20 protein-coding genes and 1 tRNA gene are annotated in these 15189 nt (G+C 64.0%); 1 reads left to right on the top strand and 20 read right to left on the bottom strand.

Annotated elements, in window-relative coordinates; all coding sequences use genetic code 11:
* Window positions 1-492: hypothetical protein (locus ACLL97_RS09250; protein ID WP_411280186.1), on the bottom strand; the 492-nt coding region annotated here is incomplete at its 3' end.
* A gap of 12 nt (window positions 493-504) precedes the next feature.
* Window positions 505-975 (bottom strand): SsrA-binding protein SmpB, encoded by a 471-nt coding sequence (gene smpB, locus ACLL97_RS09245; protein ID WP_411280185.1) that lies wholly within the window; start codon window positions 973-975, stop codon window positions 505-507.
* 137 nt (window positions 976-1112) lie between these two features.
* Between smpB and ACLL97_RS09240 the strand changes: the two genes are divergently transcribed.
* Window positions 1113-1196, top strand: a tRNA-Leu gene (locus ACLL97_RS09240).
* A 98-nt stretch (window positions 1197-1294) separates the two neighbouring features.
* Here ACLL97_RS09240 and ACLL97_RS09235 read toward each other — a convergent pair.
* The 18 genes from ACLL97_RS09235 to ACLL97_RS09150 form a co-directional block, all read right to left on the bottom strand.
* Window positions 1295-1759 carry a hypothetical protein gene (locus ACLL97_RS09235; protein WP_411280184.1) on the bottom strand — a complete coding sequence of 155 codons (465 nt, stop codon included), beginning with the start codon at window positions 1757-1759 and terminating at the stop codon, window positions 1295-1297.
* A 77-nt stretch (window positions 1760-1836) separates the two neighbouring features.
* Window positions 1837-2331 carry an RrF2 family transcriptional regulator gene (locus ACLL97_RS09230; protein ID WP_411280183.1) on the bottom strand — a complete coding sequence of 165 codons (495 nt, stop codon included), beginning with the start codon at window positions 2329-2331 and terminating at the stop codon, window positions 1837-1839.
* 68 nt (window positions 2332-2399) lie between these two features.
* Window positions 2400-3824, bottom strand: coding sequence for an aspartate ammonia-lyase (locus ACLL97_RS09225; protein ID WP_411280182.1), 1425 nt, complete (start codon window positions 3822-3824; stop codon window positions 2400-2402).
* A gap of 22 nt (window positions 3825-3846) precedes the next feature.
* Window positions 3847-4659 (bottom strand): hypothetical protein, encoded by an 813-nt coding sequence (locus ACLL97_RS09220; RefSeq protein WP_411280181.1) that lies wholly within the window; start codon window positions 4657-4659, stop codon window positions 3847-3849.
* Window positions 4660-4686: 27 nt separating this feature from the next.
* Complete coding sequence (locus ACLL97_RS09215; protein WP_411280188.1) at window positions 4687-5328, bottom strand: MBL fold metallo-hydrolase; 642 nt, start codon at window positions 5326-5328, stop codon at window positions 4687-4689.
* Between the two features lie 5 nt (window positions 5329-5333).
* Window positions 5334-6365 (bottom strand): thioredoxin-disulfide reductase, encoded by a 1032-nt coding sequence (gene trxB, locus ACLL97_RS09210; protein WP_411280180.1) that lies wholly within the window; start codon window positions 6363-6365, stop codon window positions 5334-5336.
* Between the two features lie 23 nt (window positions 6366-6388).
* A complete protein-coding gene (locus ACLL97_RS09205) occupies window positions 6389-7138 on the bottom strand; it encodes a hypothetical protein (RefSeq protein ID WP_411280179.1) in 750 nt (249 codons plus the stop codon).
* The gene (locus tag ACLL97_RS09200) at window positions 7135-7863 is read right to left on the bottom strand and encodes an SDR family oxidoreductase (RefSeq protein ID WP_411280178.1); all 729 of its coding nucleotides are present in this window, start codon (window positions 7861-7863) and stop codon (window positions 7135-7137) included. The genes ACLL97_RS09205 and ACLL97_RS09200 overlap by 4 nt, the downstream gene beginning before the upstream one ends.
* Window positions 7863-8768 carry a PHP domain-containing protein gene (locus ACLL97_RS09195; RefSeq protein WP_411280177.1) on the bottom strand — a complete coding sequence of 302 codons (906 nt, stop codon included), beginning with the start codon at window positions 8766-8768 and terminating at the stop codon, window positions 7863-7865. Before ACLL97_RS09195 ends, ACLL97_RS09200 begins: the two co-directional genes overlap by 1 nt.
* Window positions 8765-9031 (bottom strand): hypothetical protein, encoded by a 267-nt coding sequence (locus ACLL97_RS09190; RefSeq protein WP_411280176.1) that lies wholly within the window; start codon window positions 9029-9031, stop codon window positions 8765-8767. Before ACLL97_RS09190 ends, ACLL97_RS09195 begins: the two co-directional genes overlap by 4 nt.
* A gap of 1 nt (window position 9032) precedes the next feature.
* Entirely contained in the window at window positions 9033-9278 is a 246-nt protein-coding gene (locus tag ACLL97_RS09185; protein ID WP_411280175.1) for a hypothetical protein, read from the bottom strand.
* Window positions 9279-9285: 7 nt separating this feature from the next.
* Complete coding sequence (locus tag ACLL97_RS09180) at window positions 9286-10608, bottom strand: dihydrolipoamide acetyltransferase family protein (protein ID WP_411280174.1); 1323 nt, start codon at window positions 10606-10608, stop codon at window positions 9286-9288.
* A 4-nt stretch (window positions 10609-10612) separates the two neighbouring features.
* Window positions 10613-10921: a hypothetical protein gene (locus ACLL97_RS09175; RefSeq protein ID WP_411280173.1), complete on the bottom strand. Its 309-nt coding sequence runs from the start codon at window positions 10919-10921 to the stop codon at window positions 10613-10615.
* Window positions 10921-11895: an alpha-ketoacid dehydrogenase subunit beta gene (locus ACLL97_RS09170; protein ID WP_411280172.1), complete on the bottom strand. Its 975-nt coding sequence runs from the start codon at window positions 11893-11895 to the stop codon at window positions 10921-10923. The genes ACLL97_RS09175 and ACLL97_RS09170 overlap by 1 nt, the downstream gene beginning before the upstream one ends.
* The gene (locus ACLL97_RS09165) at window positions 11895-13037 is read right to left on the bottom strand and encodes a thiamine pyrophosphate-dependent dehydrogenase E1 component subunit alpha (protein WP_411280171.1); all 1143 of its coding nucleotides are present in this window, start codon (window positions 13035-13037) and stop codon (window positions 11895-11897) included. Before ACLL97_RS09165 ends, ACLL97_RS09170 begins: the two co-directional genes overlap by 1 nt.
* Window positions 13037-13330 (bottom strand): hypothetical protein, encoded by a 294-nt coding sequence (locus tag ACLL97_RS09160; RefSeq protein WP_411280170.1) that lies wholly within the window; start codon window positions 13328-13330, stop codon window positions 13037-13039. Before ACLL97_RS09160 ends, ACLL97_RS09165 begins: the two co-directional genes overlap by 1 nt.
* Before the next feature lie 2 nt (window positions 13331-13332).
* Window positions 13333-13857, bottom strand: coding sequence for a hypothetical protein (locus tag ACLL97_RS09155; protein WP_411280169.1), 525 nt, complete (start codon window positions 13855-13857; stop codon window positions 13333-13335).
* Entirely contained in the window at window positions 13854-15185 is a 1332-nt protein-coding gene (locus tag ACLL97_RS09150) for an inositol-3-phosphate synthase (RefSeq protein WP_411280168.1), read from the bottom strand. Before ACLL97_RS09150 ends, ACLL97_RS09155 begins: the two co-directional genes overlap by 4 nt.
* Between the last annotated feature and the right edge of the window lie 4 nt (window positions 15186-15189).

The raw sequence follows: 15189 nt of genomic DNA, 5'->3' as shown, positions 1-15189 counted from the left end.
CACCTTGTCGGTGGGCGCCGTTCGCGTGGACGGACGGGGCATCGGCCCTCGCCTCGCGGCGGTGACCGCGGAGAACCGACGTAACTCAGCCTTCTCCGGGTCGAACATGACACCAGCACCGAGGCGCGGCAGCAGCTCGGTCGCCAACGCGAGCGGCACGTACAGCTGGCCTCCGCGTCGGAAGACTCCCGACCGGAGTGGCATCGTATCGCCGGCCGCGACTACAAGCGCAGTGCCCGCTTCCAGATCCAGGCCGGTGGTGCCCACCTCGAAACGATAGCGCCCGCGGCCGGTGGGCTGTGTCACGACCTGTCCACCGAGCGCCTCGGCCAGCGCATCGGCACGCACGGCGATGCCGCCATCAGGATGACGAAGGGTCGGCACTGCTTGCAACCGGATGCCCGCGCGAACGGTGAGCGGCGGTAGCGGCGGCAACGCTGGCGCGACCGCCGAAAGCTGCAGTGTGAGCGCGAGGGCACCAAGCAGCATCATGGAATCCGCCGCTCAGCGCTTACTGAGCGCGCGGGCGATCTCGCGCTCGGCGTCGCGCTTCTTTAAATCCTCGCGTTTGTCATGCTGCTGCTTGCCGCGTACCAGCGCGAGACGTGCTTTTACGCGCCCACTCTTGAAGTACAGATCGAGTGGCACGAGCGTGAGTCCCTGCCGTTCGACGGCGCCAATGAGACGACGGATCTCGCGACGGTGCATGAGCAGCTTGCGCGTGCGGGTGGGCTCGTGATTGAACACGTTGCCCTGCCCATACGACCCGATATACAGGTTGAGCAGGAAGATCTCGTTGTCCTTGATCACTCCGAACGCATCGGTCAGGTTCGCGCGCCCTTCGCGCAGCGCTTTGACCTCGGTGCCGGTCAGCACGACGCCGCACTCCCAGGTGTCCAGGATTTCGTAGTCGTGCCGCGCACGTTTATTCCGCGCGATCAGTTCAGTGGGGTCTTCGGTGTCCGTGTTTGGCATACTGAATGAAACGTAATACCCCGACAGGCACGAAGAGTGCGCGATGGCGTTGACTTCAGGGGCATCCTGAGTCTATCCTTTACGGCCCTGCTGGAATCGTGTACGGAACGTTGTTCCCGTGCCTGACTTCAGGAGCTGCCGGAGTGGTGGAATTGGTAGACGCGCTGCGTTCAGGTCGCAGTATCCGCAAGGATGTGCCGGTTCGAGTCCGGCCTTCGGCACTCGATTTTTGAACGAAAATAGGGAAAAGTGGCAGCCGCCATCTTTCCCTATTTTCGCGTCTGTGTCGGCCGATCCGGCTGGGTGGAGCCGCTGGGGGTCAGCTGCGCAGTGCCGAGGGTCGAATGTCATCGGGGAGCGTTGCCACACCGAACACACCGCGGAGCGCGAGGTTTGCCGCGCTGCGGGTGTCGAGCACGAACTGCGTGGCGCGGACCAGTTGCTCGCCGGACGGGTCAGCGACGCCAGCGCCGGCCAACAGGACGCGCGCAATCCGCGTGGCCGGCGTCTCAGCGTTCCCCCGCACCGCCAACGCGGCGGTGAAGGCCCGCCAGCGCTCTCCCCACTCGCGCCCAAGTGCGACGCTTCCCTTGGCCTCCCGATTGAGTACCGGGGCCAACTGGTGAGCCACGTCGGAGGCGGTACGGTCATCGAGTGCATCGCGCTCGGCGACGATCAGGCCGATTGCTCGCGTGGCGAAGGTGAGCTCCCGCAGGGCGACCGATTCCGTCACTCCGATGGACACGAGCCAGGTGACGTCGACCGGCTCCGGCGTGCGCCGCATCTGGCTAAGGTACGCGGATGCCCGCCGGCTCCGTTCACGCTGCGCGCGCCAGTCCGCCCAGAGACCCATTGGTGCCGTCAGCCCTGGAGAATTGGCAACGCGCCGGGGATATCCGGAGCGGCGACATATGGCGGCAGGCCAACGCGATGCCGCACCGACGCCTCGTCAGTGAGCAGGTCGCTGAGCTTGACGCTTTCCAGTACCTCGTCGATGCGCTGCTGAAGGAGCATCCAGACGGGGCGAATACTGCAATTCTCGGCCGCCGCACAGCGATCGGCGTCGACCGGGTGGCTGACGCAGTGGAGATCGAACGTGGTGAGTTCCGACGCCTGAATCACATCACGGACGGAAATTTCTGCGGGCGGGCGGGCAAGTGCGTACCCGCCGCGGGCACCACGCGTGCTGTTCACAATGCCGGCTCGCCGCATCCGCAGCAGGATTTGCTCGACATAGTCGCCGGGCAATTTCTCACGCGCCGCTACGTCGCGCCCAGTCACTGGCCCTGCTTCCGCGCGACGCGCGAGATGCAAGGCACAAATGAGTCCGTATTCCGCCCACGTCGTAATGCGCATGGGTCGAGTCTATGGCTCCCGAGTCGCGCAGACAAGTTCTCCGGTGGAAAAGCCCGAGGCGCCGGCGCTCAACCGCCCGCCACGGCGCCGTGGTTCCCGGAGGGGACCCCGATCTCGGTCATCTTGCGGAGGTCGAGGAGCGCATCGAGCTCATCCGGCGGCAGGATCCCATCGCGTGCTACTAGTTCGCGAATGAGCGTGCCTTCTGAAACCGACCGCTTCGAGATCTCAGCCGCGGCGGCATAGCCGATTTGCGGCATCAGCGCCGTCGCGAGAGCGGCCGACCGCTCGACCCAGTATGCGCACATCGCCGCGTTCGCGACGATCCCCGCGACACAGCGCGCGCCGAACACAGTGATCGCGTTGGTGAGGATTTGCATGGAGAGCAGCAGATTGTGCGCGATGACCGGCATCATGACGTTGAGCTCGAGCTGCCCGTGCTCGGCGGCGATCGCGACCGTGGTGTCGCAGCCGATGACCTGGAAGCAGACTTGATTCACCATCTCGGGAATCGACGGGTTGATCTTCCCCGGCATGATGGATGAGCCAGGCTGCACGGCCGGCAGGACGATTTCATCAAGTCCCGTGCGGGGTCCGGATACCATGAGCCGCAAATCGCTCGCGATTTTCGACAGGTCGAGCGCCAGGCCGCGTAGCGAGGCGGAGAAAGCGGCGGCGTCACCCATACTCTGCATGAGCTGAATTCGATCGCTCCCAATGCGCAGCGATGGTATGCCGGTGATCGCGATCAAGTGCACGTTCATGCGCGCCGGATACTCGGGCTCGACGGTGACGCCCGTGCCGACGGCTGATCCGCCGATACCGAGGTCATTGAGGTAGTCGGCCGCCTCGACAATGCGCTTCCGGCACCGTGCGAGCGTGCCCGCATAGGCGGTGAACTCTTGTCCAAGCCTGATGGGCATGGCGTCCTGCAAATGCGTTCGGCCGGCCTTAACGATGCCGTCGAACTCGACCCCCTTCTGCCCAAGCGCTTCGTGCAGTGCATCGATAGAGGCGACCAGCTGCGGGAGCTGTCGCAAGACGGCCAGCCGGATATTGGTGGGGATCGTATCGTTGGTGCTCTGCGCCATGTTGACATGGTCGTTCGGATGCACCGGAGAGTACGTGCCGCGCGCGCCGCCAAGCAGTTCGTTCGCGCGGTTGGCGAGCACCTCATTCACATTCATGTTGTGCGAGGTACCCGCGCCCGCTTGATACGGATCGACGATGAACTGATCGCGATGTTGCCCGCTGAGCACTTCGTCGGCGGCGGCGATGATCGCGTCGGCGCGGCGCGCATCGAGCCGACCGGTGTCCCGATGCGTCATTGCCGCGGCCTTTTTGATCCACACTTGCGCGATCACGAAGGGTTCGAGCGGTCGCAGTCCGCTGATCGGAAAGTTTTGGGCGGCGCGCACGGTCTGCACGCCGTAGAGCGCCTCGGCGGGCACCAACAATTCGCCAAGCGGGTCCTTCTCGATACGAGTGGCCACCGGCTTCACCGCCTCGGAACGGTCAGGGGAATCGAATGATCGTATCGACGGTCGACACGATGTGCACCAAACTGGAGGCGTCGGGTCGCAACTCTTTCGTGCGCCAACGCACCAGCGATACCGAGCGCAGCGCGCTTGGGGATGCGAGAAACGCACCAAGCGCGGAGGCTGGGACCTGATAGGCACCGTCGTCCTTGAGCGCGCAGTAAATCTGCTCGTTCTGCGCAGTGGCGGTGGCCGTGGCCCCGTACCGCACCGACAGAATAATCGCGGCGGTGACGTCGTTGGTGGCGTTCCACGTCACATCGAGCGGCAATCCGGTGGCAGGGAACACCAGCGGACCCGGGATGATCGGCTCCGCGAGCTTCACGCTGATCGACGCGGCCGGGAACGAACCGGACAGGCCCGGTACGCTGACCGTCGCGGTATCGCCCGCCGTATATGTGAGCGCCGTGCCGAGAGCCGGCTCATAGCGCAGTAAGGCGGTCGAGTAGGGCATCACCACGCTCTTGCCAGCGAAGGTAAGCGCGAGACTCTCGCCAGCCTTCAGCGAGCCGGTGGCGCCACCGGTGGTACTGTCGATCAAGGCATAGGCGCACTGGTCACCCTGCTGCAACGCGCTGTTAGGTGCGGTCGCGGAGAGCCCTTGAAAGAACACGGCGTTGATCGTGGCCGCAGCTCGGCTCGCGGCCGCATTCTTCCCCGTGATCGTGATCGCTCCGTAGTTGCTGAGCGTCGTGTTGCTCTCTGTGATGCTCGAGCAGGCACCCAGCGCAGCGGCGCCGAGTAGTGCCACCGCAAGCGGGAGGAATCTGGCAGAGGAAAACGGCGACATGCGAAAACCGGAAGGAGAAGGCAACGCTTAGGCGCCGAGTGGCCGGGCGGCACCGCGCAGAAAGGGATTGGACGTCAACTCGCGCCCGATCGTGGTAGAAACACCGTGCCCGGGAAATACCCGAGTCTCGACGGCAAGTGTCGCCATTCTCATCAGTGACCGGTGCATTGCCGTGGCGTCGCACAGCGGCAGATCGGTGCGGCCGATCGAGCCGGCGAACAGCACATCACCGGAAAAGCAGAGGCCGTGGCCGATGAAGGCGACGTGTCCCGGCGCATGTCCGGGCAGATGCCAGACGTCGAAACTGAACTCGCCGAGGTGCACACGGTCGCCTTCGGCCAACTCGTGATCGGCCGGCGGCGGATTGTCGATGACGACGCCCCAGCGAGCGGCGTTGCTGGCTGCGTTCAGGTAAAAAACTGCATCGGCCGGATGCACCCAGATTGGGACGGCCCGGTGCGACACAATGCCGGCGACTCCGCCCACATGATCAAAATGCGCGTGGGTGAGCCAGATGGCTGCGAGCGTACAGCCCGTGGCGACCACGGCGGCCAACAGCGCGGGCGCCTCGTCGCCTGGGTCGACGAGGACCGCCTTCCCACTCGCGGTATCGGCCAATAACCAGCAGTTCTCCTGGAGCGGACCGACGGTGAGTTGCTGGATCGTCATCGTGCTCACGGGAACGTCGACTCCGGGGCAATTGGGACGGGCGCTTCGGCTGTTTCCAGCACGGGCGATTCACCGATGCCGTAGTGCGCGAGCCAGCGCTCGGCTTCAAGCGCCGCCATGCACCCGGTACCGGCCGACGTGATGGCTTGACGATAGTAATCATCGATCACGTCTCCGGCAGCAAAGACCCCCGGCACGCTCGTTTCCGTGCGCCACGACGCGACCTTGATGTAGCCATGTTCGGTGGTGTCGAGCTGGCCCAGCAGGAACTTCGTGTTCGGCGTGTGTCCGATCGCCACAAAGAGTCCGCCGACTTCGAGGTCGCTGACGGCACCCGTCTCGATGTTGTTCAGCTTCAGTCCCGTGATGAAGTCATCGCCCAGGACATCGGTGACCTGCGAATTCCAAATCACGCGCACTTTAGGATGTTCGAGCACGCGCTTAGCCATGACTTTCGACGCGCGGAAGCTGTCGCGCCGATGAATCACGACGACTTCACTGGCGAACTTGGTGAGATACATGGCCTCTTCCATCGCGGTGTCGCCACCGCCAACGACGGCGAGGCGCTTCTGTCGATAGAAGGGCATGGCGCCATCACAGACGGCGCAGGCAGAGACGCCACCACCGGTTGTGGCGAGTCGCAACTCGTTGTCGAGGCCAATCCACTTCGCGGCAGCGCCGGTCGCGATCAACACCGTGTGCGCCGTGATCGGCGCGGAGTAATTGGGCACGATCCCGAACGGCTTCGAGGCGAGATGCACCTGCTTTACGAGCTCCGATACGACGCGCGCACCGTGATGCACCGCCTGCGCCCGCATGCGGTCCATCAGATCGGGCCCGCTGATCGCTTCAGGGAAGCCGGGGAAGTTCTCGATGTCGGTGGTCAACATGAGCTGACCGCCTGGCAGCTCAGTGCCAACGGGTTCGCCTTCGAAGACGATCGGATTCAGGTTGGCGCGCGCCGCATAGATCGCGGCGGTCCACGCGGCCGGACCGGAGCCGATGATGACGATGTTTTCGGGACGGGAGTCGGACATGTCGTCGCGGAGAAGAAGAGAACTCAATCGATCGCCAGCACGCCCAGCGCTCCGTGACAGTGCGAGACTGTTCCGACGAGCACAGCGCAGGGGCCAGAAGCGCCCCACGCAGCGAGTTGCCGATCAGCATCCGCAATCGCGGCGGCATCGATCATTCCGACGCCGTACGTGCGGTGAACACAATGAAAGATAACGGGACCGAGGAGGGCGGGGTTATCGTCGACGAACTGACGCATCATGGGCGGCATGCTCCAATCCCGGACGCCGCGGGTGTGCGGACAGCGCTCGGGTTCAATGCAGTTCACCGGGCACATCCACGTGGCATAACTCACATAATGACGCCCATCGGGCGACGCGCGCTCCCAGGGCGTGGGAGGCGCTTGGTCGAGTGGCGCGACGCGAATGCGGCGTTCCGGCCAACGGGCCCGAGCACGCGCCATCAGCCAGTCGAGACACACGTGCGGCATGAGCGGCGAGGGTACCATGGCGTCACCGACGAGCGCCAGCGGCCCCTGCCCGAGCCAGTCTGCCAGATACGCATCCCACTCCGCGTGCTCCACCCGGAGTGGGAGCCCGCCGTAATGGCCGGCATCGTTCAGCGCGACGACGCGGCATGCGGGGTCCCGATCGACGACTACCACTTCACTCGCCTGCAGGGCACCACGCTGGGCGGCTCGCGTGAGCTGCTGGGCATACCAGCTGCCGTAGCACCCGCCGCCGATAATTACGATGCGGCCGAAGTGCAGCGGCACCCGTTCCTCAGGGTCACTCATCGGCGCAAATGACGACCACCGTCAACCGGCAACACAATCCCGGTGACATAGGGGGCGTCGACCAGAAAGTGAATCGCCTGCGTAACGTCGACGGGTGCGCCACGCCGGCCCATCGGCACGTCGCGAAGGAAGCGTTCGATGGTCTCGTCGGACAAATCGTCGGGGGCCAGCACCAGTCCCGGCGCCACGGCATTGACGCGTAGGCGCGGCGCAAACGCCGAAGCCGTGGTGCGCACAAGCTGCGTAAGCGCCGACTTCGTGACTTGATGCGGAATCAGATGCGGGAAAATGGCTTCGAACGCGAGATGATCGGACAGCTGTACAATGACTCCACCGTCGCGCATCACCCGCGCCGCCGCCTGCATCAGAAAAAACGGCGCGCGCAGGTTGATCGCCGACGTCTGCTCCCACTCCTCCGGCGTCACGGCGTCGAAGGGGTGCATCATCATCACCGATGCCGAGCTCACGACGACGTCCAACGCACCGAACGCACGGATACACCCACGAACGATTCGCGCCGGCGCCTGCACGTCGGCGAGATCTTCCTGTACGATCTCAATGCGGACGTCGTGTACGCGGCGCAAGTCGGCGGCGAGCGCGGCGGCAGCGGCGGGGGAGTTGCCATGGTGCAGCACCACGTCGTAACCGCGCGCGGCGAAGCTTCGCACGATCTCGGCGCCCACGCGCCGCGCGCCCCCGGTGACGAGCGCGACGCGGTTCGGCATCAGGCAGTCCCGGCCGTGGAGCCTTCAGCGGCACGTTCGGCGACGCGCGCCTCCTGCCAGTCGAGCCAGATCTTCGGCACCAACTGCCCGCCAAGTCGGCGCGGACCATCGTGGGTGCCGTGCCAGTCGGAGCCACCGCTTGGAAGCAGCCCCGCCTTCTCCGTGTGGTCGAAGAGGCGTTGTGAGAGCGAGGGCGGATGACTGGGGTGCAACACCTCGACCGAATCGAGCCCCATATCGGCGAGACGCTGAATACGCGTGGGCGTGGCGGAATCGCCAGGATGCGCCCACACAGCGAGTCCGCCTGCCTGATGCACCAACGCGATGGCGTCGGCGACGTCGAAGCGATCCTTCGCCATGTACGCCGGACGGCCGAAGCCGATCCACCGATCAAACGCGTCGCGAAAATCGCGTACCCAACCGCCAGCAACCATCGCGCGGGCAATGTGTGGACGACCGACCGCACCGCTGTCCGCCTCGGCGAGCACCGACTCCATAGTGACCGGAATGCTGTGTCGATTCAATACGTCGACGATTCGCACCGCGCGCTCGACCCGGCCAGCCTGCAGCCCGAACAGCGCCGAGCGCATGGCGTCCTGATTGGACAGGTGGAGGCCGAGCAAGTGCAATTCGTCATCATCGAAATGCGAACTGAGCTCGACGCCGGCGATGATGCGTATACCCAGTTCGGCACCGGCCACGATTGCTTCGGGCAATCCGTCGACCGTGTCATGATCGGTGAGTGCGAAGGCATACAGTTTGGCATCACGGGCCGCTTCGACGACCTTCGCCGGCGACAGCGCGCCGTCGGACGCCGTCGAGTGCACCTGCAGATCGACGAACTGTGCGGATTCGCCGCGTCCCGAAACCGTCTCCGGGCCCGATGTGCCCGGTGCTCCGGTCACGTGCGGTAGCCTGCCTCTGGAGAGCGCGCGCCCGGCTGCGACGTGCGGAAGAGGTCTACGAGCTGCGCGTTCTCGAGCTCGGCGAGCGATTGCTCGCGCGCCCGCGTTCCCACCGGCGAGTAGCGCGTCACCCGCACATCGCGGTCGCCGCCCGTTCCCGACACAAAGATCAATCCGAACTCATCGCCAACGTACTGCGTGAGGAATCCGGAGGGGTACACCTGCCATTCGCGCCCGTCGACGGTAATGCGTCGCGCCGGCATATCAGCCTCCCTGTACTTCGCGCCAGAGACCGGGTGTCTCGCCGCGTTCATGAACCGCCGCGATAGCATCGTCGCTGGCGGCCTCCGTGAATTCGACAAAACGACCGGATTCGGTGGCGTGTTCAAAGACCCAAAAATGTGCCGGCACGGCAGCCGCGCGCGCCCGACGGTTCTCGAGAGTCGCCAAATAGGCCTCTCGCTCCTCCGAAGCGACCACGCGCTCCTGCATGGCCAGCACGCGTGCCATGTCGGACTCAGAACCCGGCTTCGGGAACCGACTCCAGCGTCTTCTTGAGATCGGCCATGAAACGATCCGCATCAGCGCCGTCGATCACGCGATGATCAAACGACAAGGAGAAATATGCACAGGTACGGATCGCGAGGGTGTCTTCGCCATCGGGACCGGTGATCACCTTGGCCCGCTTCTCGATCGCGCCGAGACCAAGGATAGCGGTGGTACCCACGGGAATGATCGGCGTGCCGAACAACGAGCCGAAGACGCCGGGGTTGGTGATGGTAAACGTCGAATCCTGCACGTCCGTCGGGCTGAGCTTCTTACCGCGCGCGCGCGCGGCGAGGTCATTTGTGCCGCGCGTCAAGCCGGTGAGCGAGAGTTCATCGGCGTGTTTCAGCACAGGAACGATCAGACCGGTGGGATCGAGCGCGACGGCGATCCCGAGGTTGATCTGCTTGCGCAAAATGACGTCAGTACCCGCTACCGCCGCGTTGAGCGTGGGATGACGCTTGAGCTGCGTGCAGACGGCCTGCAAGATAAACGGCAGGTAGGTGAGCTTCTGTCCCGATTGTGCTTCGAACTCCTTCCGCATGGCGGCACGGATGCGCGCCACTCGCGTGAGGTCGATCTCGAAGAACGACGTGACGTGCGTGGCCACCTTGATCGCGAGCGACATGTGATCGGAGGTGAGCTTCCGGATCTTGGACATCGGCTCGACGATGTCGCCAGCCCACGGCGTGGGCAGCGGTCCGCGATGTTCGACACCGGCGGGCGCATGCATCGATGCCCCCGGAACGGCCGTCACCGCAGGCTTCGCGGCGAGGAACGCGTCGAGATCCTTGCGGGTGACACGGCCGGCGATACCGCTGCCACTCATGCCCGCGATCTCTACCCCATGCTCGGCCGCCATCTTGCGCACCAGCGGCGACGACTTGGTGCGTACGCGCTCCTCGAACGAACCAGTGGCCGCCGTGGCGGGCGCGGTAGCGGGCGCTTGGGCAACGGGAGCGGCCGTGGACGCCACCGGCGCTGAGGGCACGACGACCGCGGCAGCGGTCGGCGCCGTCGATGCCGCCGCCGGCAGCAACGCGGCTGCCCCGGCATCGGTCTCGAGCCGCCCCACGACCGTTTGAATGGCAACGGTCTGCCCTTCACCGATCAGGATCTCGACCAGGATACCGGCCGACGGAGACGGAATTTCCGCATCGACTTTGTCCGTGGAAATCTCGAAGAGTGGTTCGTCGCGCTTGACGTTGTCGCCGACCTGCTTCAACCACCGCGACACAGTTCCTTCCGCGATGGACTCACCCATCTGCGGCATGATGACATCTATACGAGCCACTCGATCATCCTCGATCTGAAGAAGCAGCGTCGGCCGCGCGGTCCGCGCGACGCAAACGCCACAAGGCGAGAATCGGCAGCGTTATCGCGCCGACGGCACCACCATACCCTGCGTACACCCACCATTCGCACGCCGGCAACCCCGCCATGGGCGTGCAACGCGCGAAGAAGCCCAGCAACTTCCCGATGCCGACGCCAACCATCGCGCCGCTTACGCCACCGATGAAGAATGTAAAACAGCCTACCCCAATGTTCCGACCAACGCGGTCTTCTGGGAGCGGTGTCTGTGGATCGCCAGCCGAGTTCGTCGTCATCAATACGCAGTCAGGCGCCGGACCGCTCGAACAATATCGGCCGTTTGCGGCAACACGTAATCTTCAAGGGCTGGAGCGTACGGCAGCGGGATATCCGCGGCCGTTACGCGCAACACGGGCGCGTCGAGCCACTCGAAGCAGGTTTCGTTGACGCGCGCGGTGATCTCACCCGCCAGGCCACCGGTGCGCGTATCCTCATGCACAATGAGCAACCGATTCGTCTTCTTCACCGTGCGAAAGATCGCCTCGTCGTCCATCGGCGCGAGCGAGCGCAGGTCGATCACTTCAACCGAGACGCCCTCAGCCGCGAGCAAATCGGCGGCCTCGAGGGCCTTCCATACGGTCGACGCATACGTCACGATCGACACGTCGTTGCCCTCGCGCGCCACGCGCGCCATGCCGATCGGCACGACGTGATCGGCATCCGGCATCACGTCCTTCACGCGCCGATACAGATACTTGTGCTCGAAAAAGAGCACACAATCGTCATCGCGAATGGCCGCCTTCATCAGTCCCTTGGCATCCGTCGCGGTGGACGGATAGACGATCTTCAGTCCTGGCGTGTGCAAAAAGCCAGCTTCCGGGTTCTGCGAGTGAAACGGACCACCCCGTACATAGCCACCGCTCGGGCCGCGCACCACCATCGGACACGGTAACGACGCGCGATAGCGCGCAGTCGCGACGTAGTTGGTGAGCATGTCGTAGGCGTTCGCGATGAAGTCGATGAACTGCATCTCGACGACCGGGCGCAGCCCCATATGCGCCGCACCGGCGGCGGCACCGACAAGCGCAATCTCACTGATCGGTGAATCGATGACGCGTTGTTCGCCGAACCTGGCGAGAAGCCCTTCGGTGACTTTGAACGCACCGCCGAAGGCACCGATGTCTTCGCCCATGCAGAAGACATTCCGGTCGCGCTCCATCTCTTCGAACAGTGCCTCGCGGATCGCTTCCAGATACGTTATCTCGGCCATCAGCGCTTCGCTCCGTCTGCATTCCAGGTGCCCCAGCTCTCGGGGCGCTCTTGGCCATACGCATTCGTCTCCACATCGCGACGGAACCAGAGCGGCTGCTCGGCGGATGGGTCGGCGTAGACGCCCATGAGCGCTTCTCGCGCGTCGGGCGTACCCGAGAGTTCGGCCAGGTCCGTGGCGTCATCAATCTCACGCGCTATGCGTGCATCGATGGACTGGATCTCACCCTCGGTCGCGCCGTGCTCCGAACGCAGCACGTGAACGTAGCGGTCGATCGGATCGTTCTCCGCTGCCCACTGCTCGATCTCGCCGGCTGGTACGTACGACTGGTTGTCGTGCTCCGCGTGTCCTTTGCGGCGATAGGTGATCAGCTCGACCAGCGCCACACCGTGGCCGGCCCGCGCGTGATCGACGGCCATCTTGGTCACGTCGTACGAGGCGAGCACGTCGTTGCCGTCGGCCTGCAGGCCCAGCACGCCATATCCGACGGCTTTGTCCACGAAGAACTTGGCAGCGCACTGTTTGTGCGTCGGCGTGGAGTAGGCGTAGCCGTTATTCTCGACGATGACCACGAGCGGGCACTTCTGCACGGCGGCGAAGTTGATGCCTTCGTGGAACGCTCCAGTGCTCGTTGCGCCATCACCGACATACACGAGCCCCACGCGATCTTCTCCACGCATCTTGAACGACATGGTCACGCCAGTCATGACCGGGACCATGTCGCCGAGCGGAGAAATCTGTCCGAGGAAGCCGCGGGTCACACCGGCTTCGCCGATGTCGCCGAAGTGGATATTGAGCTCGCGGCCGCGCGTGGGAGAGTCGGCCTTGGCCATGTACTGCTTGAGGACTTCAACCGGCGTCGCGCCTTTGACGAGCATCGCGCCCAAGTTGCGAATGAGCGGCGACATGACGTCCCGCTGCTCGAGCGCGAAGCAGCTGCCGACGGCATCGGCTTCTTGCCCGAGCGAACGAAAGAGCCCGCCAACGACCTTGGTTTGCCGATACAAATTCACCAAGCGCTCTTCGAGTTGCCGCGTGAGCCTCATCCAGTAGTACAGCTCGAGCTTGCGCTCACGCGAAAGGGCGTCGCTGGGACGCGCTCCCACGACCGGAGTGTCACGGCCGGTGCTCGCCTTCGCCATTAGTATCCCGCCTCGATCGTGTGTCGCGGATCTGCAATGCGGTGCACGGTATTGAAAAAGCGCTTCACGTTCTTGTCCAGCCGGCTTTCGCCAACTTGATCGGTGTGTGCTTCGACGACGGTGTAGTGTCCGCCCTCCATTTTCACCGACAGGGCGAGTGTGCCGAGCGCACCGCTAAAGCTGCGTGAGCGGGCGTCGACTGACCCACGGGAGAGTCCGAGCGCAACGAAGAAGCGATCGGCCGACGCCAACACCGTGTCCGGTGTCAGCGAGGTCCGATGAAAGTGCCGCATACTCAAGGATCCTTGCGCGTGCTGTCCTTTGCACGCGGTGGTGGTTCGGGCGGACGCGATGACGCGGGCGGCGAGAAGTCGCCCGGCTCGTCGGCGGCCATGATATCCTGCGTCCAGTCCGGCGTCTTCTGCAGGACCCTGGTCGAATCGAGACGAAACTGGATGGCCATCGCCCACATACCGGCGGTGACGAACATCAAGTTGCTGCGATAGGTGCCCAACTCCTCCGTCGCAGCGAGGCCATTGGAAACCGTCTTCCGATCTCGGTTGGTGCCGAAGATTCGTCCTTCGCCGCCTTGGATGGGGAGTCCGCTTTTCACATCATGGACCATGACACGCCAGTAGATCGGTTCGAGCGCCCGCGTCGGCTTGCTCTCCGGTGAGACCCGAATGACAAAATCATCCGTCTTAAAACGGAGTTCATTCTTGGGTGGTGGGCTGCCCCCGCCACCGCAGGCGGCCATGACGAGGCCGCCTGCGGCGAGTGCCACCACGCGGCGAAGACGACGCGTGCGCTCGGCGATCATTGATAGTATTCCAGCCCGAGGTGAGTGATCTGCTCTTCACCCATGAGGTGACGGAGCGTGTTTTTCAACTTCGTCTGCTGGATAAAAAGATCGTGTTCAGCCTGAAGGCCCGGAGCGGTTTGCGGTGACTTGTAATAGAAGCTTAACCATTCCTGAATACCCTTCATGCCGGCACGCATGGCGAAGTCCGAGAAGAGCGCGAGGTCGAGCACCATCGGCGCGGCGAGGATGGAATCGCGGCACAGGAAGTTGATCTTGATCTGCATCGGGTAGCCGAGCCACCCCTTGATGTCGATGTTGTCCCAGCCTTCCTTGTTGTCGCCGCGCGGAGGGTAGTAGTTGATACGCACGACGTGCGAGAAACCCTTGTACAGCTCTGGGTACACGTCGGGCTGCAGAATCGTGTCCAACACGGAAAGTTTCGACTCTTCCTTGGTTTTGAACGACGCGGGATCGTCGAGCACTTCACCGTCGCGATTGCCAAGGATATTGGTGGAGTACCAGCCTTCGAGACCGAGCATGCGCGCCTTCAGGCCCGGCGCGATGATGGTTTTCATCCACGTCTGACCGGTCTTGAAGTCTTTACCGGAGACGGGCACGCCCTTCTCGATGGCGAGGTTGAGCAGCGCCGGGAAGTCGGCGGAAAGATTCGGGGCGCCGTTGCAGTACGGGATGCCTTCCATGATGGCGGCATAGGCGTACAGCATGCTGGGCGCGATAGAATCGTCGTTCTCTTCCATCGCCTGTTCGAAGGCTTCGATAGTCTGGTGCTGCGGGCCGGCCTTGATGTAGGTCTCGGTCGATCCGGTCCACACCATGACGCCACGCGTGGCACCCTGGCTCTGCATAACGTGGCGGATGTCGGCACGGATCTGCTCGGCGAGGTCGCGTTTGTTCTTTCCCGTCTTCACGTTGGTTGCGCGCGTGATGCGCGTGACATAGCGGCTTTCGAAGACGGCCGGCATCGGCGTGATGCTCTTGAGGAAGTCCGCGATCGGCTCGATGTCGGACTTTTCGAGCACGCCAGCATTGACGGCTGATTCGAACGCGTTGTCAGGAATGGGATCCCAGGCGGCGAACACGATGTCGTCGAGCTTCGCCAGCGACACGAAATCTTTGATCAGCGGGCTACGCCCGTCGGTGCGCTTGCCGAGGCGAATCGTCGCCATCTGCGACAGCGAACCGATAGGCACCGAGAGGCCGCGGCGCACGCGCTCGACACCGGCGATGAATGTGGTGGCCACGGCGCCGAGACCCGGCGTGAAAATGGCGAGCTTCCCCGTCGCCGGGGCTGGGGACGCGGCCTTACCGCGAGTCGAGTCGGACACTGCG

It is taken from the genome of Gemmatimonas sp., assembly GCF_046594945.1.
In the GTDB taxonomy this organism is placed as follows: domain Bacteria; phylum Gemmatimonadota; class Gemmatimonadetes; order Gemmatimonadales; family Gemmatimonadaceae; genus Gemmatimonas.
Note: the sequence above shows the minus strand (reverse complement) of the source record. Positions and strands in the feature narration are given on the sequence as shown.